Raw genomic sequence first — 23,469 nt, 5'->3', positions numbered from 1 at the left:
TCCTCACGTATAGCTGGCGACGGGCGTACCGAAGCGGCTCTCGTCGGGGGTGATGCCAAGACCCGGACCCTCCGGCAGGCGGATATGGCCGCCCTCGATCCGGATGCCATTCGCGGGATCGTAGTGCCCCTCGATGTAGGGTGCCGCGAGCCAGACGCCCTCGCACAGCCGCGGCAGGACGGTCGCGCCGATATGGGTGCAGGCGGCGGCGATGATGTCGCCGCCCCAGGCGTCGTCGCAGGTATGCGGCAGCGACCGCGCCTCGCAGATGTCGCGGAAGGTGGCCATCGCGGACAGCCCGCCGATCCGTGTCACCTTCATCCCGAACCCGTCGCAGAGCCCCTGCCCCACGACACGCAACACGGTGGCCAGATCCTCGCCGTTCTCGTCGATATAGACGGCGTGGTGCAGCTGGCCCCGGATCGCCGCGATCTCCTCGATCGTGTTGCAGGGCTGCTCCATGATGAAGGGAATGTCGGGGCATTCGCGGCTGAGCCTCAGCGCGTCCCGCGTCGTCAGCCCTCGGTTGCCGTCGACCGCGAGCCGGACCTTGCCGCCGACGCGCTCCCAGACCTTGCGCACGGTCTCGATATCGATCTCGACCGGGCGGCCTCCGATCTTGACCTGAAGCCTCGGATAGCCCTCGGCCACCTTCTCAGCGGCGATGCGGGCGATGTCGTCGGGCGCGCCGACGCCGGTCGCGTAGTAGGAGGGCACCCGCTCGGTCACCGCGCCGCCGAGGAGGTCGGCGACGCGGGCGCCGTAATGCTTGCCCATGAGGTCGTAAGCCGCGATGTCGATCGCCGCCTTGGCATAGCGGTGGCCGTTCAATAGCCCGTCCATCCGGCGGCGGAGCGCGACGGGCGTCAGGGGATCGGCCCCGATCAGGCCCGGCGCCATCTCGGCGAGCGCGGCGCGGGCTCCAAGGGCATGATGCGGCTGGTAGGTCGGGCCGACCGGGCAGGTCTCGCCCCAGCCGATAAGCCCGGTATCGGTCACGAGCTTCACGAGCGTGGTGTCGAGCGCCCAGACCTCGGCATTGGCCATCGTGTAGGGGCCGTTCCGAACCGGCAGGTCGTGCTGATAGACGTGGATTTCGGAGATCTTCATGGATGCCTCGAAAAGAACGGCCGTCGCGGGTGCGACGGCCAGTCAGGGAGCGTCAGTATTCGGTGTTGAGCGCATCTTCCGCCGGGACCTCGCGCTCCCGCCGGGCGATGTAGTCGCGCAAGGCCTCGTCGATGCCGGCGTCGAGCTTCGGCTCCTCGTAGTCGCGCAGGAGCTTCTTTGCGTAGTCGAGCGCCCTTGCGGTGATTTCGACAGACCCTTCCGCCTGCCACTGCTCGATCGAGTTGTTGTCGAAGAGCTTCGGCATGAAGAAGGCGCGCTCAAAGTTTTCGAGCGTATGCGGATGGCCGAGGTAATGGCCGCCGGGACCGACATCGCGCACCGCCTGCAAGGCTTCGTCGAAATCGTCCCAGCGCGGCCCCTCGGCCATGCGGTAGCCCATCGCGCACATCTCGGCATCGACCACGAACTTGGCGACCGAACAGTGCATCCCGGCCTCGTTCCAGCCCGCCGAATGCCAGATGTAGTTGCAGCCCGCATGCAGGACCGCGTTCATCGTCATCGCACTTTCATAGCCCGCCTGGGCGTCGAAGGACTTGGCCCCACCGAGGTTGTTCGAACTCCGCCACGGCACACCGTAGAACCGCGCCATCTGGCCGATCATGAAGTTCATGAGGCTGATCTCCGGCGTCCCGGCCATCGGGGCGCCCGACTTCATCGACACCGTTGAGAGGTAGTGCCCGTAGATCGCCGGCGCGCCCTTGCGGATCACCTGCGTATAGGCGAGCGCCGAAAGCGCCTCGGCATTGAGCTGGGCGACGGCCGGCGCGACCGAGGCGGGCGTGTTCGCCCCGCCAAGGACGAAGGGCGAGCAGAGGACCGGCTGGCGCCGCTTCACGAAGGCGCGCATGGCCGAGAGCATCGTCTCGTCCCACACGAGCGGCGAGTTGCCGTTGCAGTTGCCGGTGACGACCGGCGTCTCCTCCATCACGTCGCGGCCGAACAGTATCTCGCACATGTCCATCACGTCCTCGGCGTTCTTGCCCGAGGTGGTCATGCCCATGAAGGTCTTGTCGGAATGCTTCATCGACGAATAGGTGATGTGGAGATGGCGGTGGCTCACCTTCATGTCCATCGGCTCGACGATGTGATGCGCGGTCGAATGCAGCGCCGGCGACATATGCGCGAGCTTGTGGAACATGTTGAGGTCGGCCATCGTCGGCCAGCGCCGCACATCGTCGAGGTCGCGCAGGAACGGCGCCCCGGTCATCGGCACGAAGATCGAGTGCTTGCCGCCGAACGGCAGGCTGCGCTCGGGGTTCCGCGCCCGGTAGGTCCAGTCCGAGGGGATCGAGGAGATCAGCTCCCGCACGAGGCCGCGGTCGAGATGCACCCGCTCGCCGCGCACATCGGCACCGGCGCGCTTCCAGTCCTCAAGTGCGATGTCGTCGCGGAAGATGACGCCGACCTCTTCGAGGATCGCCATCGAGGCGTCGTCGATCCGTTCGACCTGGTCCTGATCCATCGGCTCGCAGAGCGGCAGCCCGCGCTTCAGCGCCGGCAGCATCCCGAGATCCGGGGCCGAGCGCAGCGCCTTGCGCGCGCCGCGCCCGCCCGCGCGTGCCTTACGATCGTTGCTGTCAGCCATGTCTGCCCCCGTGGTGAAACTCTCGGCCACAGAAAGCCCCGGACCGACCCGGATCGGCAGTCACTTATTCGAAGCAATCCCGCCAAAATGCGACGCGGGATGCGGGCGGCGTCCTGGCGCCGCCCCGCGCTCAGGCATCGGCCGTGGCGTGTTCGCGGCTGATCCGCTCGGCCTCCTTGCCGTAGATCTCCTCGTAGTGGTCGAACTCGGTCTCGTGCCAGGCGGTGCCCTGGGTGGCCGAGCCGAGCGCCATCACCAGATCCTCCTCGGCCGAGGCGGGCAGCAACGCGCGGAAGATGTCCCAGCCGCGGAAATCGGGATCGCCGTCGAACCCGAGCACCTGACCCTTGAGCGAGGAGATCATCGACACCATTGCCCCGGAATAGACCGAGGGCACATGGATCGATACCCGCTCGATCGGCTGCAACAGCACCGGCCCCGCCTTGGTCAGCGCCTCGCGGAGCGCCATCCGGCCCGCGGTGCGGAACGCGAAGTCCGAACTGTCCACCGAATGATGCTTGCCGTCGGTGAGCGTCACCGCGAGATCAGTGACCGGGAACCCGAGCGGCCCCTTGTCGAGCGCCTCGCGCGCGCCCTCCTCGACCGCGGGAATGTAGTTCCTCGGCACCGCGCCGCCCTTCACCACCTCCTCGAACTGGAAGCCGTCGCCGCGCCCCGCGGGCCGCACCGTGATCGCCACGTCGGCGAACTGGCCCGCGCCGCCGGACTGTTTCCGATGTCGGTAATGCTCTTCAGTGCTGGATGAGATTGTTTCCAGATAGCGCGGATCCGGCACCTCGGTCGCCACCTCGATCCCGAAGTCGTCGGCGAGCGTGGCGAGGGTCTGGCGCTCGTGCATCACGCCCTGCAGGTTCAGAAGCGCATGCCCGCTCAACGGATCCTGTCCAAGCCGGAGCATCGGATCGGCTTCGGCGAGCCGCGAGAGCGCCGCCGACAGCCGCACCTCGTCGCGCTCGTGCGCAGGCGTCACGATCCGCGCAAGCGGCGGCGGGCAGCCCTTGGCCCAGTCCGGCACCGGCTCTGCCGCCGCGGCGGTGAAGATGCGCCCGGAATCGAGCTGGTCGGACTTGACCGAGATCCCGACCTCGCCGGGTTCCAGATGGTCGAGCCCGGCCTTGCCGCCGAGCCCGGCGAGCCCGCCAAGACCGTCGCCGCCAAGCTGCTTGCCGGCCGCGACGCCACCGTCGAGCGCGCGCAGCATCACGCATTTGCCGAGATGCTTGCGGATCTGGGCGTGAAAGCCGACCGCGAGCGCCTTGTCCGCGCCGAGCCGGGCCTTCAGGGCCGAGACGTCGGGTGCCTCGTGCCGCAGGGCCTTCATCAGCCGGTGAATGCCGTTCTTGTGGCTCGCCGAGCCGAGGAACGCGGGGATCACGGCGCGGTCCTGGGTCTCGCGCCGGGCAATCTCGAACAGCGCGCCTGTCGCCGGCTCGCGGTCCTCGATCAGTTCCTCCAGAAGCGCGTCGTCGTAATCCGACATCTGCTCCAGAAGTTCCGCCCGCGCCTCATGCTCGCGATCGGCCTCGGATTTCGGCATCTCGATCAGCTGCGAGCTCTGCCCCTCGCGGTAGCGCCAGGCCCGCTCGGAGATGAGGTCGACCGCACCGACGATCTCGCCGCCCTCGCGGATCGGGATCTGGCGCAGGACGATCGGATGGCCTGAGTAGGTCTGCAAGGCCGCGACGATGTCACGGACGCGGCCCTTGGGCATGTCCATGCGGTTGATGAAAAGAAAGCAGGGCAGATTGGCGGCCTCGACAGCGCGAAGCCAGGGCGCGGCGAGCACCGCCTCGTCGGGATCGGGCGCCACGCAGAGCACCGCGGCATCGGCGGCAAGGAGCGCCGCCCCGCCCATCCGCGCGAATTCCGGACCGCCCGCGACGTCGATCGCGCACCAGTCCTCGCCCATGAAACCAAACCGCGTGAGGTTGAGATGACCGGCCGTCTCGGACCGGGGATGGCCGTCCTCAAGCGCCGCAAGCGCCCGGACTAGCTCGGTTTTCCCCGATTGAGACGGCCCAAGTACCGTGATGCAGCGCATGATGATCCCCTTTCGGCACGCAGGCGGGCGCAATCCGTGACTGGCCCCCGTGCCCTCGGGCCATGCGCCCTGATGGATCAACTCTCGGTCTCTGAACGCGCCGGGTCAAGGTCGGATCGCGCCCGCCCTTTCACCTTGCCGAAAATATCCCCGCCGGAGGCCGGCACGCGCTCTGCCTCCGCGCGATACCGAAAACCGGGTGCCGGGAATCAGCGCCCCCGAAACCGCGCCGGGCGCTTTTCGAGGAAGGCCGCGACGCCCTCGGCGAAATCCGCCGTCCGCCCGCATTCGCCCTGCAGCCGCGCCTCGAGCGCGAGCTGGGCATCGACATCGTTGCCGAGACTGGCCCTGAGCGCCTGCTTCACCCGGACGAAAGCCTCGGTCGGCCCGGCCGCCAGCGCCTCGGCCCGCGCCTTCCACCGCGCCTCGAACGCGTCGTCAGGAACCGCCTCCCAGATCATGCCCCAGTCGGCCGCCTGCCGCGCGGTGACCTTCTCGGCGAAAAGCGCTGCCCCCATCGCCCGAGCCATCCCGACCAAACGCGGTAGGGCGAAGGTCCCGCCGGCATCGGGAATGAGCCCGATCCGGGTGAAGGCCTGGATGAAGCTCGCGCTTTCCGCCGCGATCACGACGTCGGCCGCGAGCGCGAGATTGGCCCCCGCCCCAGCCGCGGCGCCGTTAACCGCCGCGATCACCGGCACCCGCGCGGCGAGGATCGCACGCAACATCGGCTCGTATTCCTCGGCCAGCGTCCGCTCGAGGTCAAAGTCGCTCCCGGCCGCCCGGTCGCCCAGGTCCTGCCCCGAACAGAAGGCCCGGCCTGAGCCGGTCAGCACGATCACCCGCGCCGTCCCGTCCGCTCGCCCCACCGCATCGGTGATCTCGGCCCGCATCGTCGTGTTGAGCGCGTTCATCACCGCGGGCCGGTCGAGCGTGACAACGGCGACGCAGTCCGCCTCAGTGTACCGGATCGTCTTATAGCCCATTGTCCCGCTCCTGCCGCCGCACCCGCCCGCAGCATAGCCCGCCCGCGCGCCGCGCAAAGCGCGACGGCGCGTCACTTGTCGAGGATTTCCTTGAGCCGCTTCTTCTCGGCCTCGCTGAGCGGATCCGGCGCCGCCTCGGCAACGGGCTTGCGGCGGCGCAGATAGACCGCCGCGGTGCCGAGCGCGATGACAAGCATCGCCGGCCCGGCGATCCAGAGGATCAGGTTCTCGCCCGACGCGGTGGGCTGCAGGAGAACGTATTCGCCGTAGCGGTCGACCAAATAGGCGATGACCTCCGCGTCGCTGTCCCCGGCGACGAGCCGCTCGCGCACGAGAAGCCTGAGGTCGCGCGCGAGCCCCGCGTTAGACTCGTCGATGTTCTCGTTGCGGCAGACTAGGCAGCGCAGACCTTGGCTGAGGTCCCGCGCCCGCGCCTCGAGCGCCGGGTCGTCGAGGATCTCGTCGGGCTGGACCGCGAAGACCGGCGTGGCGAGCAACGCGAGAAGAAGCAGGAGCCGGCGCATCACGTCACTCCGCAGGTGCGGCGAGCGCACCGCGTGCCTTCCGCGCCCCGGCCGCGACCCGGTAGCGCCGATCGCTGAGGCTCAGGATGCCGCCGAGCGCCATCAGGATCGCCCCGCCCCAGATCCAGTTTGCGAAGGGCTTGATATAGGTCCGCACCGCCCAGCCGCCGTCCGCCTGCTCGTCGCCGATCACGAGGTAGATGTCGCGCCAGACGCCGTTGGAGATCGCGGCCTCGGTGGTCGGCATCGCCGCGACCGGATAGACCCGCTTCTCGGGGTGGAGCACCGCGACCTGCCGCCCCTCCCGCGAGACGATCATCGTCGCCATGGTCGAGAGGTAGTTCGGCCCCTCGACCTTCTCGACCCGGTCCAGCGCGATGTCGAAGCCGCCGACCGCGAAGCTCTCGCCGACCTTCGCCACCCGGATGTCCTCGACATCCCAGGCCATCAGGCAGGCGATGCCGATGAAGACGATGCCGAGCCCCGAATGCGCCGCGGCCTTGCCCCAGTCAGCCCGCGGCAATCGGCCGAGCCGCGCCACCTGGTGGCCCGCGCGTTGCCAGAGCTCCGCCGCCGCCCCGGCGATCAGCCAGACGCCGAGCGCCACGCCCACCGGCGCGAGGGCGGTGCGTTCGGTCTGAACCGCGAAGGCAAGCGCACCGAGTGCGAGCGCGAGGATCAGCGCCGGGTAGAGCGGCCGCATCGACCGCTCGAGCCGCGCCCGTTTCCACGGCATGATCGCGCCAAGCGGCAACAGGATCGCGAGCACGATCATGAACGGCGTGAAGGCCTGGTTGAAGAACGGCGCGCCGACCGACAGCTTGCGGTCGAAGGCCAGTTCCGCGATCAGCGGCCAGAGCGTGCCGACGAAGACCACGAAGGCCGCGACCGCGAGAAGCACGTTGTTGAGGACGAGCGCCGATTCCCGGCTGACCATCGCGAAGACGCCCTTGGCCTCCATCGCGCCCGCCCGAGCCGCGTAGAGCGTGAGCGCGCCACCGATGAAGACGGCGAGGATCGCGAGGATGAAGATCCCGCGCTCGGGGTCGTTGGCGAAGGCGTGCACGCTCGTGATGATGCCCGAGCGCACGATGAACGTGCCGATGAGCGAGAAGCCGAAGGCGAGGATCGCGAGGAGGATCGTCCAGGCCTTCAGCGTCTCGCGCTTCTCGACCACGATGGCGGAGTGGAGCAACGCGGCCGCGATGAGCCAGGGCATGAAGGACGCGTTCTCGACCGGATCCCAGAACCAGAACCCGCCCCAGCCGAGCTCGTAATAGGCCCACCAAGAGCCGAGCGCGATGCCGATGGTCAGGAACATCCAGGCCGCGAGCGTCCAGGGCCGGACCCAGCGCGCCCAGGCCGCATCGACGCGGCCCTCGATCAGCGCCGCGACCGCGAAGGAGAACGCCATCGAGAGCCCGACATAGCCGAGATAGAGGAACGGCGGATGGAAGGCCAAGCCCGGATCCTGCAGGAGCGGATTGAGATCCTGGCCGTCGAAGGGCGGCTCGGCGAGCCTCAGGAACGGGTTCGAGGTGAAGAGGATGAAGGCGAGGAAGGCCAAGCCGATCATCGCCTGGACGCTGAGGACCCGCGCTTTCAGCCGTTCGGGCAGCCCGCCGCCGAACCATGCCGCCGTGGCGCCGAACCCCGCAAGGATCAGCACCCAGAGCAGCATCGAGCCCTCGTGGTTGCCCCAGACGCCCGAGACCTTGTAGAGCATCGGCTTCAGCGTGTGGGAATTCTCGACGACAAGGCGAAGCGAGAAGTCCGACGTCACGAAGGCCCAGGTCAGCGCCGCGAACGAGATCGCGATGCAGAGGAACTGCGCCGTAGCCGCCGGTCCCGCCAGCGCCATCCAGCCGCGCCAGTCCTTGTGGGCGCCGACAAGCGGAATCACGACCTGAACGGCCGCCAGCATCAGCGCGAGGATAAGGGTGAAATGGCCAAGCTCGACGATCATGGCGCGGAGCATACCGGCTCGCGCGGGCGGGGCCAATGGGCTGCGCTCCAATGTCGCGGGTATATTCCGCGCCATCGCCGGCGCCCGCCCCGGGCGCAGCGGGGCCACGGGCCGGACAAATGTAAATTTCTTTTACATGGCATCTTGACGCAGCTCCGCCGGGTTCCGATCTAGATCAATGTGAAAGGAATTCACATAACCCGACGGAGGACCCAATGACCACCATCGCCGCCTGGCCCGGACGGGCCGAAGCCTGGCTCGACGAGCGCGGCAAGGGCGCCTGGATCGCCGCCATGGTGCTCGGCTTCATCTTCTTCTGGCCGATCGGCCTCGCCCTTCTCGCCTATATGATCTGGAGCAAGCGCATGTTTTCCAAGTCCTGCGGCTGGAGCCGCCACGACGCCCATTCCCACATGGCCCGCAGCCGGTGCCGCCAGCACGGTTTCCGGTCCTCCGGCAACACCGCGTTCGACGCCTACAAGGCCGACACGCTCGACCGGCTCGAACGCGAGCAGGAGGAGTTCGAAGCCTTCCTCAAGCGCCTGCGCGAAAGCAAGGACAAGGCCGAGTTCGACCAATATCTCGACGAACGCGCCCGCACCGCCAGCGACGAACGCGACGAGACGGGCGGGAAGGACAGCGGTCAGGAGCCCGAGCGCCCCGGACGCTACTGAGCCCTGCGGACGATGCTTGAAGGGTGGCCCGGAGCGATCCGGGCCACCCCTCTTGTGAATACATGCCACTAGGCAAAACTCGGGGCTTGGCGGAAAAGCCGGTCCTTGTTACCTTCCTGACGTCAACCGATCTTTCAGACCCGCACCGGCGGGGGGTCGATAATGCGCCATACGCTGCCCATCGCGCCCCAGTTCTATGTGACGGCACCCCAGCCCTGCCCCTACCTCGGGGGACGGTCGGAGCGAAAACTGTTCACCGCGCTGCAAGGCGACAATGCCGAGAGACTGAACGACGCTCTGTCGAAACAGGGGTTCCGACGGTCGCAGAACGTGCTCTACCGACCGTCCTGCGCCGAATGCACGGCCTGCCTCTCGGCGCGGATCCGGGTCGCGGATTTCCAGCCCAGCAAGAGCCAGCGCCGGACACTGCGCCGCAACGCCCATCTGCGGCGCGACGCGACGAGCCCCTGGGCGTCCGAGGACCAGTACGCGCTCTTCCGCCGCTATCTCGACAGCCGCCACGCCGATGGCGGCATGGCCGACATGGACATCTTCGAGTTCGCCGCGATGATCGAGGAGACGCCGGTCCGCAGCCGCGTCGTCGAGTATTCGGCGCCGCCAGACGAACCTGGCGACCGGCGCAAGCTCACCGCGGTCTGCCTGACGGACGTGCTCGATGACGGACTGTCGATGGTCTACAGCTTCTACGATCCGGATCGCGCCGGCGACAGCCTCGGCACCTACATCATTCTCGACCATGTCGAGATCGCCCGCCGGTCCAGCCTGCCCTATGTCTACCTCGGCTACTGGGTCCCCGGCAGCCGAAAGATGGGCTACAAGGCCGGCTTCGGCGCGCTCGAGATCTACAAGAACGGGCGCTGGCAGGATATCGGCGACCCCGCCGATCATACCGGCGAGACCCATCCCCTCGCGGTCGATCCGATCGCCGAGCAGGTTGCCCGGATCGCGTTGCCCGAGGCGCGCACGGCCAAGAGCGGCCTGTAAGCGGCACAACCAACCCCTATAGGAATCGACCTGGTCGCCGGCAGACCGGAGCATCCGCACGGCCTCGGCGCGATGACAGGCTCAGAAGACCTTCCCCGGAATGCATTCCGTCCCGGCAGGCTCCACCGAGCCTCGGCAATGCGCACCGGATCCTGCTTCTTCCTGCAAACACCAATCCCCGGGGCTAACGGCCCTCAGGCCGCGGCCCGCCACTTCATCGAGGCCGATCTTGTGGCGGGCGCTCATACGCGTGTGCCCGGTCCAGCCGGATAATTGGCACCGCCCCCGTCAGTGCCCGGAGAACACCAGAGTTTGCACCGGCACGATCAGCGCCTGGATCCTGAGAACCGCCGCATGCACGACGGCCGTCGCGTCAACGGCGTGGTAGAAGATCCATGTTCCGAAGCCGAGGCCGCCCTCGTCCAGCCGGTCGTGGAAGCTCGTGTAGGCATTGACGATGCACTTGCTGCCCGGCGGCACATCGTCGGCGCTGCCGGGATAGAGCGGCTCCATGGCCACCGTCACCGTTCCCGGCCGCGCGGCTTCCGTCGCGTCCACGAGCCGGTCCGTCGGCCGGAACTGGCCCGAAGCGATGACGTCCTGCACCGAGACCACCACGGTCGGGATGATCGTGAAGGGTTTCGACAAACACAGGATCTCGCCAACCATTCCCGGTTTGATCACCTGTGCCGAGACCTGATCGAAGCCCGCCTGGAACCTGCCCGTGCCCGAAGCCTTCGGCACGAGGATCCCGGCCGGGCGGAGCACTGCGCTGACATAGTCCCCCGGCTGAAGGATGAACTGCTGAACGGTCCCGGACACGCCTGCGGTGACGACCAGCTTGTCGAGCGTCACCTGCGCCTGCGCCAGCGCCGATTCCGCGGTTGCCTTCTGCGCCGGCAGGAGCGTCGATATCTTGGTCTGAACCGACGCACGGCTGGATTCTGCGACCGTCAGGGCCGCCTCTCGGCCGTCCACGAGGTTCTGCTGGCGCTCGATCTCGCGCTCGCTCACGACCGAGGAATTGCGCGCCTGCAGCTCCAGATTGCGGTTCAGTTCGTCCGTTGCCTGGGTCAGCGCGCTCCGCGCCTGCGCGACGGAGCCTTCGGCGGCGGCGAGTTCCGACTGGGCCATCACCATCGCGGCGTCGATCTCGGCAACCTGCGCCTTCGCGGTCTCGTAGGATGCGCGCGCGAGCTCGTCGTCCAGCCGGAACAGGGGGTCTCCAGCCTCGACCTCCTGCAGGTTCTCGACATAGACCTCGGCAACCCTGCCGCCGGTCTCGGGCAGGATCGTCACCGTGCGGAAGAAGGACGCGCCGTTCGACGTCGTCGGGTGGTAGTAGAAGATCATGGTCAAAAGCGAGATTGTCAGCACGGCACAGGCCGTGATCCCCCAGCGCAGTTCGTACCAGATCGAGAAGAGTGTCAGCTCCCTGCCCCACCTCTTGCCCTGAACCCGGCTGCGGTAGAGGTAGTCGGGAAAAATCGTGACGAGCGAGCAGAGCAGAAACTCGAGCATTCCGGTCTCTCCTCAGGCCTGTTCGGACGCTGCGGCATCGGCGGCCACCGCCGGGGCCTTGGGGGCATTCTTGGCCGCACCCTTCGACAGTTCGCGCAAGGAGCCCGCGATCGAGTTCAGCGGTTCGGTGAAGTTCGGCAACTGGATAGCCGCCAGGAGCAGGGCACCGACCCAGAAGATATGGTTATGAGTGAACAGCGCCAGGAGCGCCATGACCCCGATCAGCTGAAGCTGCGTGCTGTTGGCATGTTCGGCCATCTTTTCGGGCAGCGCGTGCAGCTTGAAGTAGAAGTTGCCGACAAGAAGCACGATCACCACCAGCGAAACGACGATGACGTTGTAAAGAAAGTCCGAACTCCCCGGCGCCGTGATGAAGGGAGGAAGGTGGTGCGGCGCAAGTTCGTGAAGATCCGTACTCATCATTCCTCCGTCAGCTGTTCGCGCGACAGCGAGGCGCGAGGCGCCGCTGCCTGAAAAGAACTAAATCCCATGCGCTTGGGTTTGTCCACTCCGGTGCGACCCGGACGCCGCGCGCCGCCGCCCGGCGCATCCATGGTGTCGTACCTGCAGCCCGCGGCACGGCTGATCCGCACGCCCCGACGCCTTTTGGGCGGCGCTGGAGACGCTGGGCATGGTCGATGCGCCGCCGCGGCGCCGACCCGAACTCCGGGATTTCGATGAAAGCGCCCGTCGGCCGAAGCCGGTCAGATCGGATAGCCGTGCCGCTGCGCGAGCCGCCAGATCTCGCGGTTGAGTTCCGCGATCGCCTCGATCGCGGCATCGACCGTCTCCAGTTCGGCGCTGTTGATCGGATCGGTCTTGCCGTACCGGATCGCGTCCTTGCGATCCGAGATCCGCATCAGGATGGTCTTCGGCGATCCGCCATCCGCATCGAAGGAATAGATGCAGTGATTGTACTTGTTGCGCAGAGCCGAGATCCGGGAGAAGCGCTCTGTGACGCCGAGCACGTCTTTGCGTTCGGCTTCCGGGGTACGCTCCATCTTGGCCAGCCGCCCAACGAGATCGAGCCGCGCCCGTGTCGTGTTGAGCGTGAGGAAGATGATCAGCGCCGTATCCTTGTCGATCCGCGCCAGCCCCGCGATCAGGTGGATGAGTAAGCTCTCGGTGTTGGACCAGGTGTAATTGAGCTTGCCGACCCTGAGCAGTATCTCGTCAAGCTGCGGCGCGTCGGCCGTCGATGCCGGCGTCTGGTGGGGTCCCGCCATCACCGCTGACCGAAGTACCTGGCGACCGCCTCCGTCCGGTTTTGAACCCCCAATTTGGTAATCACATGGTGGATATGCAGCTTGATCGTGTGCTGCGACAGATCGAGCTTGGACGCGATCAGCTTGTTGGGAAGTCCTTTGGCAAGGAGTGTGAGCACCTGTCTTTCGCGCGGGGTCAGGCCAGCGTCGGACGCGGCGCCGGACCGGGCCGCCGTGCCGATCCGGTCATTGGCGACGGCCTCCGCCGGTTCCTCGGCGCGCAGCAATTCGGCGGGGACGTAGCGACCGCCGCTCAGGAGAAGCCGGAGCACGGATATCCAGAGATCGAACCGGATGTCGATCGGCAGATAGCTCTCGATCCAGTCGAAACCGGACGCCAGATCGATTATGCGCCGTGCGGCCTCCTCGGAACGATACGCCAGGACGACAACGGCCGAGCCGAAGCCGCCGCGCTCCCCGAAGGTTGCCCCGTCGTCTTGGGATATCGTGGCTTCGTCAACGACAACCAGACGCACCGCCGCCTTGCGAACCGGAGGCAGCGCATCGAAATCGGCCAGCGTCTCCAGACGCTCGAGCCCGCTGTCGCCTACTTCCATCGACGTTGCGCGAACCAGACATTCCGAAAAGCTGTGTCTGGAACCTATGATGGCCAGTTCGGCCACCGCTTCACTGCCCCGCGCTGGAATATCCCGTTCCACGTTTCCGGAAACGACTGCATCAAATCGATCAATCAACATATTCGTCCCCCTACGTAAAGACACCCGGCAGGGCAAATAACCCAACATTACCAATGCCCTCGACGCCGTGAACGGCATCCGTAGACAAAACGCACACAGTAAATCTGTGACGGCGGCCTCGACTATACGCGCTTGGGGGCCAGAATTAAACCTTAACCATTGGAATATGTGACTAGCTCCAAGGATTTATCCCGGCCCTGTTGGGTATCTCCGTCTATTTCAATGTATTACAGACCGAACCTGATTGCCGTAGCGATTTTTCCGCTTCGACCGGGTAGCTCGGTACCGCTTCGCCGCGTCTGAACCCTGCCCGATCGGCGCCACAAGCATTAGACCCCGCGGTGATTCGATACCTCAGGTTGATTGAGCGACGTAGCGTCCGGCTACGCAAGTCGTTAGAAACACGGCCATTCCGTCTCCCGCGGCACCGCTAGTCCGATTTGCCAGCTACCCCAAAAGTGGTTTTCGCGTGACCATTTTCAGGCATCACTTGGCAATTTCTGCCGATGTGTGCCGGCTCCGGGACGTCGAACGTTTTCCCGGGGGCGATGTTTCGCAGGAACACATTTGAGCCGGTCATTGATGGAAAGGAGAGCACGAGACCACCGGTCCAGGCGTTTCCCTGTCAGCGAAATCCAATAAGGAAACCGTGCCGGACCATACCGCTTGAGAGATGAACGGCGGTGATCCGGCCACCAACCGGAGAATTGTCATGAGCAACAGAAACTGGTGGCCTTTCAACTTCGAGCTTGAGAATGAGGTCGACAACTCCGTCGACTCCGAAGCCGAGAACGACTCCTACCTCGATTCCCGCACCGAGTCGGAGAACGAGGCCTTGGCCGACGCGCAGGCCGATTCCTCGGCCGAGGGTGAGGTCGAAGGCGAGACCGAAGCCGAAGCCGAGGGCGGCGAGGAAGAGGGCGAAGGCGAAGCCGAGGCTACGACCGACGGTCAGGCCCAGGCCGATTCCGCGGCGGATGCCGGTGCGCAGAACGACGCCGAGGCCAAAGCCAAAAGCGACAACTACGCCAACAACGCCGCGACCAATGACACCGACGTCACGACCGATATCACCAACGACGTCGATCTCGCCATCGACTGGAACCAGACCGACGACGACGTGATCGACATCTCCGCCGAAGCTGAAGAGGGCGGGACTGTGGACATCGACGATGTGGCCGCCTTCAACGGCGACATCACGCTCGACAACTTCCTCAACGGTTCGCTTGGTGCCGCGGGCAACGACTCCGCCAATGTGTTCGTCCAGTCGAACAACATGACCGACAACGACCAGCTCGACAACGCCGAGGTTTCGAATTCCGGCGCGTTCTATGCCGGCGGCATGGCGCTTGGCGGTTATGCCACGTCCGGCGACGGCATCAGCACCGAGCCGGAAGGCGGAGACGGCGGCAGCTATGCGCAGGCCGATGGTGGCGGCGGCGGACACGCATTCTCGATCGGTGGTGAAGCCGAGTCTGACGGCGGTGATGGCGGTGATGGCGAAGGCACGACCGCTTCCGCAGCCGAAGCGGCGGGCGGCCAGGCTGACGGCGGCAGCGCCAGTACCGCCAACGACGTCGAAGCCGAAGGCGAGGGCGGAGAGGCGAACGGCGCCTCCGGTACCGGCCTCGGCGTCGGCCTTGGCGTCGGCGCGGGTCTCGGCGGCGACGGCGGCTCCGGCGATGCCGAGAACGCGGTCACGGCCGAAGGCGAAGGCGGCGACGCGAGCGGCGGCGATGCGGCCGGTCTCGGTGTCGGTCTCGGCGGCGGCGAAGGCGGCGAAACCGGTGACAGCAGCGCGGCTGGTCTTGGTGTCGGCCTCGGCGAAGGCGAAGGCGGCGATACCGGCGACAGCAATGCGGCTGGCCTTGGTGCCGGTCTCGGTGGCGGCTTCGGCGGCAACACCGAGGGTGGCGACGCGGCCGGACTGGGCCTTGGCGCCGGTCAGGGCACCGGAACGGGTGGTGACGGCGGTGCCGGCGACGGCGAAGGCGAGATCGAAGCCTCCGGCGGCGAAGGCGAAGTCGAAGACGCCGAAGCCGAGGGCACCGGCACAGGCGGCGACGCCGGTGACGGCGCGGGCCTTGGCGCCGGGCTGGGAGCCGGCTCGGGCACGGGCGGCGATTCCGGCGATGCGAACGGGCTCGGCGCCGGCTTTGGCAGCGGTGACGGCACCTCCGGCGATACCGGCGATGCGAACGCACTCGGTGCCGGCTTTGGCAGCGGTGACGGCACCTCCGGCGATACCGGCGACGCGAACGCGCTCGGCATAGGCCTTGGCGCGGGCAATGGCGAAGCCGGTGACGGCGGCAGCTCCGACGGTGCCGGCCTCGGCCTCGGCTTTGCCCAAGGCGACGGCGGCGACGCGGGCGATGGCGCGGGCCTCGGCCTCGGCGCCGGTAACGGCGAAGGCGAAGGCGGCGACGGCGGGTTCGCGGACGGTCTGGCCGCAGCCTGGGGCGAAGCGGATGCCGAGGGCGGCCATGGCGGCTTCGCCGGCGGCCTCGCGGCGGCCTACGGCGAGACCAACGCTTCCGGCGGCGGCGGCGGCGGTGGCGGCACCGCGACGGTCGGTGACTCCATGGCCAATGGCGGCATGGGCGGCATGGGCGGCATGGCCACGAACGGCGATGGCGGCGTCGCGAACGGCGGCGTCTGGGGGTCCAACAACGGTGACGACGGTTATGTGAACGGGACCTCGTCCGCCTCTGCCGATGCGGCGATCGACACCGCGGCGTTCAACATGGACATCGTCCAGGGCGCCAACATCATGGGTAACTCGATCGACATGACTGTGGTCGGCGGCAACCTGTCTTCGACGTTCATCGGCGACGACGACATGAGCTGATCGCCCGGCGCGACAGACCAGGGCCTGCGCGGATTAGCCGCGCAGGCCCGCCACACGACATAAGGTCAACGCGACGACCGGAAACCACGCTAGACGAGGTCCAGGACGATGCGCTATTTCGACAATGCGACCGAGATCATTTCTCACTTTATTGGTTTGTTTCATTTGAGCGTTGAAGAGGCCCGGCTTCGGGCCGAGTACGATGAATTCCGGGCCCTGAAGAGACTGAACGACGGCCCCGAAGACCTCCCCGTCATCAATCCCAAGATCATCGACGACTTCGAGCCTGACGAGTTCAACGGCAAGATCCGCTTCAAGGCGAAGTCCGAGGATGCGCCGGATACGCGGTCAGCAGTCCCGTCGCCCGACGTCGATGCCGGGTTCGCGGAGCCGGGCTTGCTCTCTCCGCCGGTCTCCGGGTTCGCCTCCCCCCTGCCGGCGGGAGCAAGCCATACTGTCAGCATCAGCTTCGGCGGCGGCGACCGCAGCGGCGGCGGCCCAATCGATGTCGTCTTCAAGATCCCGGCGCCGAGTTCGGTTGCGGTCGTCATCCATCAGTCGAACGTCCTTCACGACAGTGACCAGTGGAATACGGACGCCTTCCAGGGGCCGATCGTCAGCAAGGAAGTTCTCGAGGCAGCACTGGAGAAACTTGTCGATGCCGGCAAGGCCTTGCAGATCTTCAGCCCGGCCGTGCTGCCGGACGGCGAGGTGAGCTACTCCGACATGGCCCATTCGCTGGTCAAGTTCATCGAAGAAGTCGAGGTCCCCGAGGTCGAGGGCGCCCAGATCACTCTCTTGAAAGGCGACGACGCTTACGGCCTGCATGTCAACGGCGAGGAAGTAACAGAGCTTCCCAGTTGGCAGGACCACATTCCCGCCTATCTCGCTCCGCCGCCGGCGGAGGGCGCCGGAGAGGGCGCGGATGCGAACGCGGATGAGAGCCTCGACGAGAACTTGGCGGCGAGCGCGGAGGGAACGACGCCGGTCACCGGCCCGGCCGAGGACGAAGGCCCGGCGCATCAGGCGGTGCATGGCGGCAACCTGCTCGTCAATGAGGTTGTGCTGTCGGCGAGCTGGCTCTACGCGCCGGTGATGCTGGTCGGCGGCGACAGCGTATCGCTTCACATGATCAGCCAGATCAACGTCTGGAACGACGATCACGTCTCCTTCTCGGCGGATGCCGACGAGGCCGGCGACAGCGCGCTCACGACCGCGTGGAACGTCGCCAGCCTGATCCGCGAATCCGCGCCCGCCGAGCAAGATAAGGATCCGGTCGACGCGAAGTTCCCCGAGCACTGGGCGATTACCCGGATCGAGGGCGATGTGATTAACGTGAGTTGGATCAAACAGTTCAACTTCGTCGTCGACAACGACGTGACCGCAATGACCTTCTCGGGTTCGGAGTCGAATTTTGTTTTCGGCGGCAACGAGATCACCAACAGCGTGTCGCTCTACGAACTCGGCTTCCAGTACGACCTGATCGTGGTCGGCGGCCATCTGATCAACCTGGCGATGATCAACCAGATGAACGTGCTTCTCGATACCGACGCCGTCACGCTCGACAATCACGGCGGCGTCGTCGGAAGCGGTGGCAATCTTTTGTGGAACGAGGCAGCAATCTACGAACTCGGCAGCGACACGATCATGCCGCTGGACGCGATGCAGAAGCAGTTCATCACCATGCTCGGCGAGGGGGCCAACGGTGTTCCGGGCTGGCTGTTGAAGAACGAGGCCTTCAGCGGCGACACGATGCTCAGCGTGCTCTACATCGACGGCAACCTGATCAACTCGCAGAGCGTCGAACAGACCAACGTTCTCGGCGACGCCGACCAGGTCGAACTGCTCGCCGGCGAATTGCTCGCTTCGGCAGGTGACGATGGCGTGACGGTGACGACCGGATCGAACGCGCTGCTCAACCTGGCGTCGATCGAGGAATACGGAACCGATTCCACCGTTCATGTCGGGGGCGAGCATTACTCGGACGCCCTGCTCTACCAGGCGGAACTGATCTCGCTCGAGGATCCGATGTCGGGCGAGTCCGACCTTGCGAGCGAAGCTGTCGCGTTCCTCGCCGAAGGTATGATCGAGGACCAGTACGGCAATGACGACGGGCACCCGTCCAATGGCCACGGCAACGGCCACGGCAACGACGCCGGTTCGGCCGATGTCATGCAGACGATGCTTGCCTGAAGTCATTTTCAAAGGATCTGATCGTGAAAGACATTCCAAACGGTCCCGGCGAGGACGACGAAAGCACGGGACATATCCCGAACTTCCAGAGCCGCCGTACGGGCCTCGGCACCACGATCGAAGGCAAGGCGGGGGGTGACCGTTCGGGAGGCACGGTCAACGGCACGGGACAGCCGACGGCCAACGCCGGCGGCGGTGGCGGAGGGATGAACGGGAACAGGTTCCACAAGCGCCTGGGGCCGACCGATTTTTCCAAGAGCCTCGCGGCCGGAAAATGGGCCGTCCGCCGAAACCTCGCGGCTGTCATGCTGTTCACCTGCATGACCAACTTTCTGATCCTCGCGATCCCGGTCTACCTCTTCCAGATTTCCGACAGGGTGCTCACGAGCCGCTCGGTCGACACTCTGATCATGCTGACGGCGGTCATCGTCGGCGCCGTCGTGCTCCAGGCCGTGTTCGACGCCGTGCGGCGGTTCATCCTGATGCGCACGGCGGTGGAGGTCGCGGTGCGCCTTGGCTCGCCGATCCTGGCCGCCGCGGCGCGTGCCTCGCTGCACGGGACCGGACGCGAGTACCAGACCCTCGGCGACCTCCAGCAACTGCGCGGCTTTCTCGTGTCCGGCACGCTCCTGTCTTTTCTCGACATTCCCTTCGCACCGCTCTTCATCCTTGCGATCTTCCTCGTGCATCCGCATCTCGGCGCGATCGTGGTGACGACCGCGCTGATTCTGGTCGTGATCGCCTTGATCAACCAGCGCCTGACCTCGCGCCCCTTCGCCGAGGCGAATGTCGCGCAGAGCAAGGCGAACCAGCATCTCGACTCGATGTCGCGCAACTCGCAGATCATCAATGCGCTTGCGATGATCCCCGAGGCGGTCGAGATCTGGGGCAAGGACACGGCGGCCTCGCTGTCTGCGCAGGTGCGCGCGCAGGACCGCAACGTCATCACCGCCTCGATGTCGCGGGCAGTGCGGCTGCTGACCCAGGTCGGCATGCTAGGCTGGGGCGCCTACCTCGCGATCCAGGGCCACATCACCGGCGGCATGGTGATCGCCGCCTCGATCATCGCCGGCCGCGCATTGGCGCCGATCGAGGGCGCGATCGAGGGCTGGAACAGCTTCCTCCTCTCCCGCGCCGCGTTCGACCGGATCACGGCCCTGCTCAAGTCCTCGCCACTGAACGTCGACCGCCTGCTTCTGCCGAACCCCGAGGGCCGGCTCGACGTCGAGCGGCTGCTCTATGTTCCCGGCGGCACCAAGCGGGTCGTCCTCAACTCGATCAGCTTCTCGCTCGATCCCGGCGGCTCGCTCGCGATTATCGGCAATTCGGGCGCCGGCAAGACCACGCTTGGCAAGATGCTGGTGGGGTCGATCCTGCCCACTTCCGGCAGCGTCCGGCTCGACCTGATGGACCTGCGCAACTGGGACCAGCGCCAGTTCGGCGAGAGCATCGGCTACCTGCCGCAGGACGTGCAGCTCTTTCCCGGCACGATCAAGAACAACATCGCGCGGATGCGCTCGGACGCGACGGACGAGCAGATCTACGAGGCCGCCGTGCTCGCCGATGTGCATGACATGATCGCCACTTTCCCGCAGGGCTACGAGACGGTCGTCTCCGCCGACGGCTCGCCGCTCTCGGGCGGCCAGAAGCAGCGGATCGCGCTTGCCAGGGCGTTCTTCGGCAACCCGCGCCTCGTCGTCCTCGACGAGCCCAACTCCAACCTCGACAACGCCGGCGACAAGGCGCTGGCGCGGGCGATGGACCATGCGCGGCGCAACAGCATCACCGTGGTGGTCGTGACGCAGAAACCCTCGCTCCTGCAATCGGTGGAGAAGGTGATGCTGCTGACCGACGGGCGCGTGAACCTCTTTGGCACCCGCGAGGAGGTCATGCAGGCGATCTCCGCGCGCCGCAACGCCAAGCCCGCGAATCCCACGATCGCGCAGAAACGCCAGTAAGGAGTCGCAACGACCATGGGCACCCAGCTCGTTGTTCCGCAGAACCCCAACTACCACGCGGAGGAATGGTATTCCGAAGTTCCGCGCTCGGTCTCGCGCCACACGATCATCGGGGTCGCGCTGATCATCATCGCGATCGGCGGATTCGGTTTCTGGGCGATCACCGCGCCGCTCGCGGCGGCTGTGATCGCGCAAGGCAGCTTCGTCGCGACCGGCCACAACAAGATCATCCAGCACCTCGAAGGCGGGATCATCGAGGAAATCCTCGTCTCCGAAGGCGACGCGGTCGTCAAGGGGCAGCCCCTGATCCACCTCGAACAGACTGCAGCGCTGGCCAACCAGCGGGAACTGATGCTGCGCCGCGCCCGGCTCGAAGCGGTCAACGCGCGGCTGATGTCCGAATTCAACGGCGCCGAGCGGATCACCTTCCCGTCCTTCTTGCTGGACAAGGGCCAGGATCCCGAAATCATCGAGATCATGGACAACCAGCGCCTCAATTTCCAGACATCGCGCACTAAGCTCGAAAGTGACGTCATCCTGCTCAAGACCAATATTTCGGCACTGGACAGCCGCGTCACCGGCTACGCGACGCACGAGGACGCGCTCCGGCGGCAGCATATTCTCCTGCAGGAGGATTTCGTCGCGAAATCCAGCCTCCTAGAGCAGGGGTTGATCCGCAAGACCGAAGTCAACGCGATCGAGCGCGCGATGATCGATGCCGAAGGCCAGCTCGGCCGGCTCTCGGCCGACCAGGCCGAAACCCAGTCACTCAAGGAGAAGTACGAGCAGCAGATCGACTTGACCTACAACGAGTACCGCCAGGCCGCGCTCGACGAGATGCAGGCGATCCAGGCCGAGCTCGACAGCGTGCGCGAGCAGTCCTACAACGCGGTGGACGTGCTGCGGCGCTCGGTGATCAGCGCACCCGTCTCGGGAACGGTCGTGCGGATGCACTACTTCACTTCCGGCGGCGTCATCGAGGGCGGCAAGGCGATCGCCGAGATCCTGCCCAAGAACGCCCCCCTCATCATTGAGGCGCAGGTGCCGCGCAACGATATCGACGATGTGCGCCTTGGCCAGATGGCAACGGTGCGGCTCGTCTCGCTGAACCAGCGCACGACGCCGGTCCTCAAGGGCGAGGTCTACTATGTTTCGGCGGACTCGCTCCCAGTCGACGCCAGCAACAACCTGCGCGAGGTCTATGTGGCGCGCGTGAAGCTTCCGGCCTCCGAGCTGGAGCGTGTCAAGAGCTTCACGCCGACCCCGGGCATGCCGGCCGAGATCATGATCGAAACCGCCGAGCGGACCTTCTTCGAATACCTGGTGAAGCCCATCGTCGACTCGATGAGCCGCGCGTTCCGCGAACAGTAACTGCCGACGAGGGCCTATTCCGAACCTGCGCTGGCAACGACGGTTGGCGAGCCGCTGCCCTGCACCGTTGCCCCCAGGCTCGAATTGAGCGCAACGAAAGCGAGGGCCTGTGCACGCAGGTTCGCCGCCAGCGCAATCTCCGCATCGCTGAGGTTTTCTTCGTCATCGAGCAGCTCGTTCAGCGTCGCCCCATTGAGCGCGATCATGCCACGCGTAAGGTCCACTGCCTCGCCGTAAAGCTCGACGGCATTGCGGGCCTGCTCGGTCGCGGCACGGCTCTGGGCGTAATCGGACAGCGCATCCTCGACTTCGCGGATCGCGTTGATCACCGTGGAAGTCCAGTTTGTATGGGCCTGCCTCGCCCGCGATTCCTGAGCTGCGACGCGGGCGCGCCCGGTCTGCAACGGCAGGGTCGGAAGTGCGATCGCGGGGCCGAAGAAGTACTCCGGTCCCGTATTGCCGCCCACCCGCGCGAGACTGATCGCCCCGCCGAGCGACAGCTTCGGATAGAGATCCGCGCGCGCCACACCGGTTTCGGCCACCGCCGCGTAATAAAGGCGCTCGGCGATCCGGATGTCGGGACGGTTGCGCACCAGATCGGCCGGAATGCCGACCCCGGTCGACATCCGCGGCATCGGCTGGCGGGCCCCGGCGTCCAGATTGACATCGAGCCGGCCGGGCGTCGTGCCGAGCAGGGTCGCGATCTGGTTCTTCTGGCCCTGAATGCGGGCGCGGATCCCCGGCACCGTCGCGCGCGCCTCGGCGAGGCGCGCCTGGGCCCTGACCAGATCGAGCTTGGTGGCGGCATCCTTGTCGAGCAGGGACTCCGTCAGTTCGAGCGTCTCCTCGCGCGATGTGACTTCCTTCTGACGGACGACCAGCGCACGCTGGTTGAATCGAAGATCGACATAGGCGTTGGCGAGGTTGAAGAGCAGCAGCAGCCGCGCCGCATCCACCTCGGCATCGGCCACCTCGACGCGGGCCCGGCTGGCTTCCTTGCGCAGGCTCTGCTCGCCGAAGGGATCGAGCATCCAGCTCAGGCCGAGCGACGCGTCGGCCCGGGTCTCCGGCGTGTCGGCGACCTCCTTCTGCCGGACCACCGAGGCATCGCTGTTCGCCGTCACCTGGGTCGGCACGGCGGCAAGGTCGGCCTTCGCCTCCCGCACCCTCTCGGTGGCGATCGCGAGGCTGAGGCTGCCGGCCAGGGCCCGCTGAACGAGCGAATTGAGGGTCGGATCCTTAAGCCCTTCCCACCAGGCGACGTTGTTCAAAAGGACCGGCGCGGTATCTTTGTGCCCGGTATAGGTCGATGCGAAGAAAAACTTGGGTGCCTGATATGGCGTCTCGACCGAACACCCCGTCAACAACAAGGACGCCACCGCAACCGACGCAACGCAAGATGCGTCCCGCAAGGGCTTGCCTGCCATTTGCTATCCTTTCGATAACTTTTTTTCTTAGACTGCTCTGCTTTTCAGGGAAGTCTGCGGCAGATTATTTCTTTAAACAAGCACAACTGGAGGTTCAGTGCGCGCTGTAACCCGGATGCATCACTGCGCCGGAATGTCGTCAGCCATTTCCGGAACGGGCGGCACATCAGCTTTGGTTTGGCTTCCGGCCGGATTCGCCCGGATGGTTCAGACCCACCTCGGGAGAGCGAAAGGACACGCGCCGATTGCGCGCTG

Annotated in this window: 17 protein-coding genes; 6 read left to right on the top strand and 11 right to left on the bottom strand. The window is 66.1% G+C overall.

Features of this window, described 5'->3' with window-relative positions:
* Positions 1-3: 3 nt before the first annotated feature.
* From OM960_RS01285 to OM960_RS01260, 6 genes are all read right to left on the bottom strand, one after another.
* Complete coding sequence (locus OM960_RS01285) at positions 4-1,110, bottom strand: mandelate racemase/muconate lactonizing enzyme family protein (protein ID WP_263332445.1); 1,107 nt, start codon at positions 1,108-1,110, stop codon at positions 4-6.
* A 52-nt stretch (positions 1,111-1,162) separates the two neighbouring features.
* A complete protein-coding gene (locus OM960_RS01280; RefSeq protein ID WP_264770805.1) occupies positions 1,163-2,716 on the bottom strand; it encodes a trimethylamine methyltransferase family protein in 1,554 nt (517 codons plus the stop codon).
* A 130-nt stretch (positions 2,717-2,846) separates the two neighbouring features.
* Positions 2,847-4,778: an elongation factor G gene (locus OM960_RS01275; protein WP_264770804.1), complete on the bottom strand. Its 1,932-nt coding sequence runs from the start codon at positions 4,776-4,778 to the stop codon at positions 2,847-2,849.
* A 209-nt stretch (positions 4,779-4,987) separates the two neighbouring features.
* Positions 4,988-5,764, bottom strand: coding sequence for an enoyl-CoA hydratase-related protein (locus OM960_RS01270; protein ID WP_264770803.1), 777 nt, complete (start codon positions 5,762-5,764; stop codon positions 4,988-4,990).
* 71 nt (positions 5,765-5,835) lie between these two features.
* Entirely contained in the window at positions 5,836-6,288 is a 453-nt protein-coding gene (locus OM960_RS01265) for a cytochrome c-type biogenesis protein (protein WP_263332436.1), read from the bottom strand.
* Positions 6,289-6,292: 4 nt separating this feature from the next.
* Positions 6,293-8,254 (bottom strand): heme lyase CcmF/NrfE family subunit, encoded by a 1,962-nt coding sequence (locus OM960_RS01260; RefSeq protein ID WP_263332716.1) that lies wholly within the window; start codon positions 8,252-8,254, stop codon positions 6,293-6,295.
* Positions 8,255-8,469: 215 nt separating this feature from the next.
* Here OM960_RS01260 and OM960_RS01255 point away from each other — a divergent pair, with 215 nt between their 5' ends.
* Entirely contained in the window at positions 8,470-8,928 is a 459-nt protein-coding gene (locus OM960_RS01255; RefSeq protein WP_264770802.1) for a DUF2852 domain-containing protein, read from the top strand.
* A gap of 162 nt (positions 8,929-9,090) precedes the next feature.
* The gene (locus tag OM960_RS01250) at positions 9,091-9,933 is read left to right on the top strand and encodes an arginyltransferase (protein ID WP_263332432.1); all 843 of its coding nucleotides are present in this window, start codon (positions 9,091-9,093) and stop codon (positions 9,931-9,933) included.
* A 288-nt stretch (positions 9,934-10,221) separates the two neighbouring features.
* Here the strand turns inward: OM960_RS01250 and OM960_RS01245 are convergent, their stop codons facing one another.
* The 4 genes from OM960_RS01245 to OM960_RS01230 all read right to left on the bottom strand — a co-directional run bounded on the left by OM960_RS01245 (position 10,222) and on the right by OM960_RS01230 (position 13,417).
* Positions 10,222-11,454: an HlyD family secretion protein gene (locus OM960_RS01245; RefSeq protein WP_263332430.1), complete on the bottom strand. Its 1,233-nt coding sequence runs from the start codon at positions 11,452-11,454 to the stop codon at positions 10,222-10,224.
* Between the two features lie 12 nt (positions 11,455-11,466).
* Positions 11,467-11,874, bottom strand: a complete 408-nt coding sequence (locus OM960_RS01240) for a hypothetical protein (RefSeq protein ID WP_264770801.1) — start codon at positions 11,872-11,874, stop codon at positions 11,467-11,469.
* A gap of 284 nt (positions 11,875-12,158) precedes the next feature.
* A complete protein-coding gene (locus OM960_RS01235) occupies positions 12,159-12,680 on the bottom strand; it encodes a hypothetical protein (protein ID WP_263332426.1) in 522 nt (173 codons plus the stop codon).
* Positions 12,680-13,417: a helix-turn-helix transcriptional regulator gene (locus tag OM960_RS01230; protein ID WP_264770800.1), complete on the bottom strand. Its 738-nt coding sequence runs from the start codon at positions 13,415-13,417 to the stop codon at positions 12,680-12,682. The genes OM960_RS01235 and OM960_RS01230 overlap by 1 nt, the downstream gene beginning before the upstream one ends.
* A 712-nt stretch (positions 13,418-14,129) precedes the next feature.
* On the opposite strand from OM960_RS01230, the gene OM960_RS01225 reads away from it, so the two are divergent.
* The 4 genes from OM960_RS01225 (at position 14,130) to OM960_RS01210 (ending at position 21,787) form a co-directional block, all read left to right on the top strand.
* Positions 14,130-16,265, top strand: coding sequence for a hypothetical protein (locus OM960_RS01225; protein ID WP_263332421.1), 2,136 nt, complete (start codon positions 14,130-14,132; stop codon positions 16,263-16,265).
* A 165-nt stretch (positions 16,266-16,430) separates the two neighbouring features.
* Positions 16,431-18,458 (top strand): hypothetical protein, encoded by a 2,028-nt coding sequence (locus OM960_RS01220; RefSeq protein WP_264770799.1) that lies wholly within the window; start codon positions 16,431-16,433, stop codon positions 18,456-18,458.
* A gap of 23 nt (positions 18,459-18,481) precedes the next feature.
* Positions 18,482-20,416 (top strand): type I secretion system permease/ATPase, encoded by a 1,935-nt coding sequence (locus OM960_RS01215; protein WP_264770798.1) that lies wholly within the window; start codon positions 18,482-18,484, stop codon positions 20,414-20,416.
* A 15-nt stretch (positions 20,417-20,431) separates the two neighbouring features.
* Complete coding sequence (locus OM960_RS01210) at positions 20,432-21,787, top strand: HlyD family type I secretion periplasmic adaptor subunit (protein ID WP_263332416.1); 1,356 nt, start codon at positions 20,432-20,434, stop codon at positions 21,785-21,787.
* Between the two features lie 14 nt (positions 21,788-21,801).
* On the opposite strand, the gene OM960_RS01205 is transcribed toward OM960_RS01210, so the two are convergent.
* Entirely contained in the window at positions 21,802-23,214 is a 1,413-nt protein-coding gene (locus tag OM960_RS01205; protein WP_264770797.1) for an efflux transporter outer membrane subunit, read from the bottom strand.
* Positions 23,215-23,469: the final 255 nt, after the last annotated feature.

Source organism: Defluviimonas salinarum (assembly GCF_026013545.1).
In the GTDB taxonomy this organism is placed as follows: domain Bacteria; phylum Pseudomonadota; class Alphaproteobacteria; order Rhodobacterales; family Rhodobacteraceae; genus Albidovulum; species Albidovulum salinarum.
The sequence above is the reverse complement of the archived record's forward strand: the minus strand, read 5'-3'. Positions and strand labels throughout refer to the sequence as shown.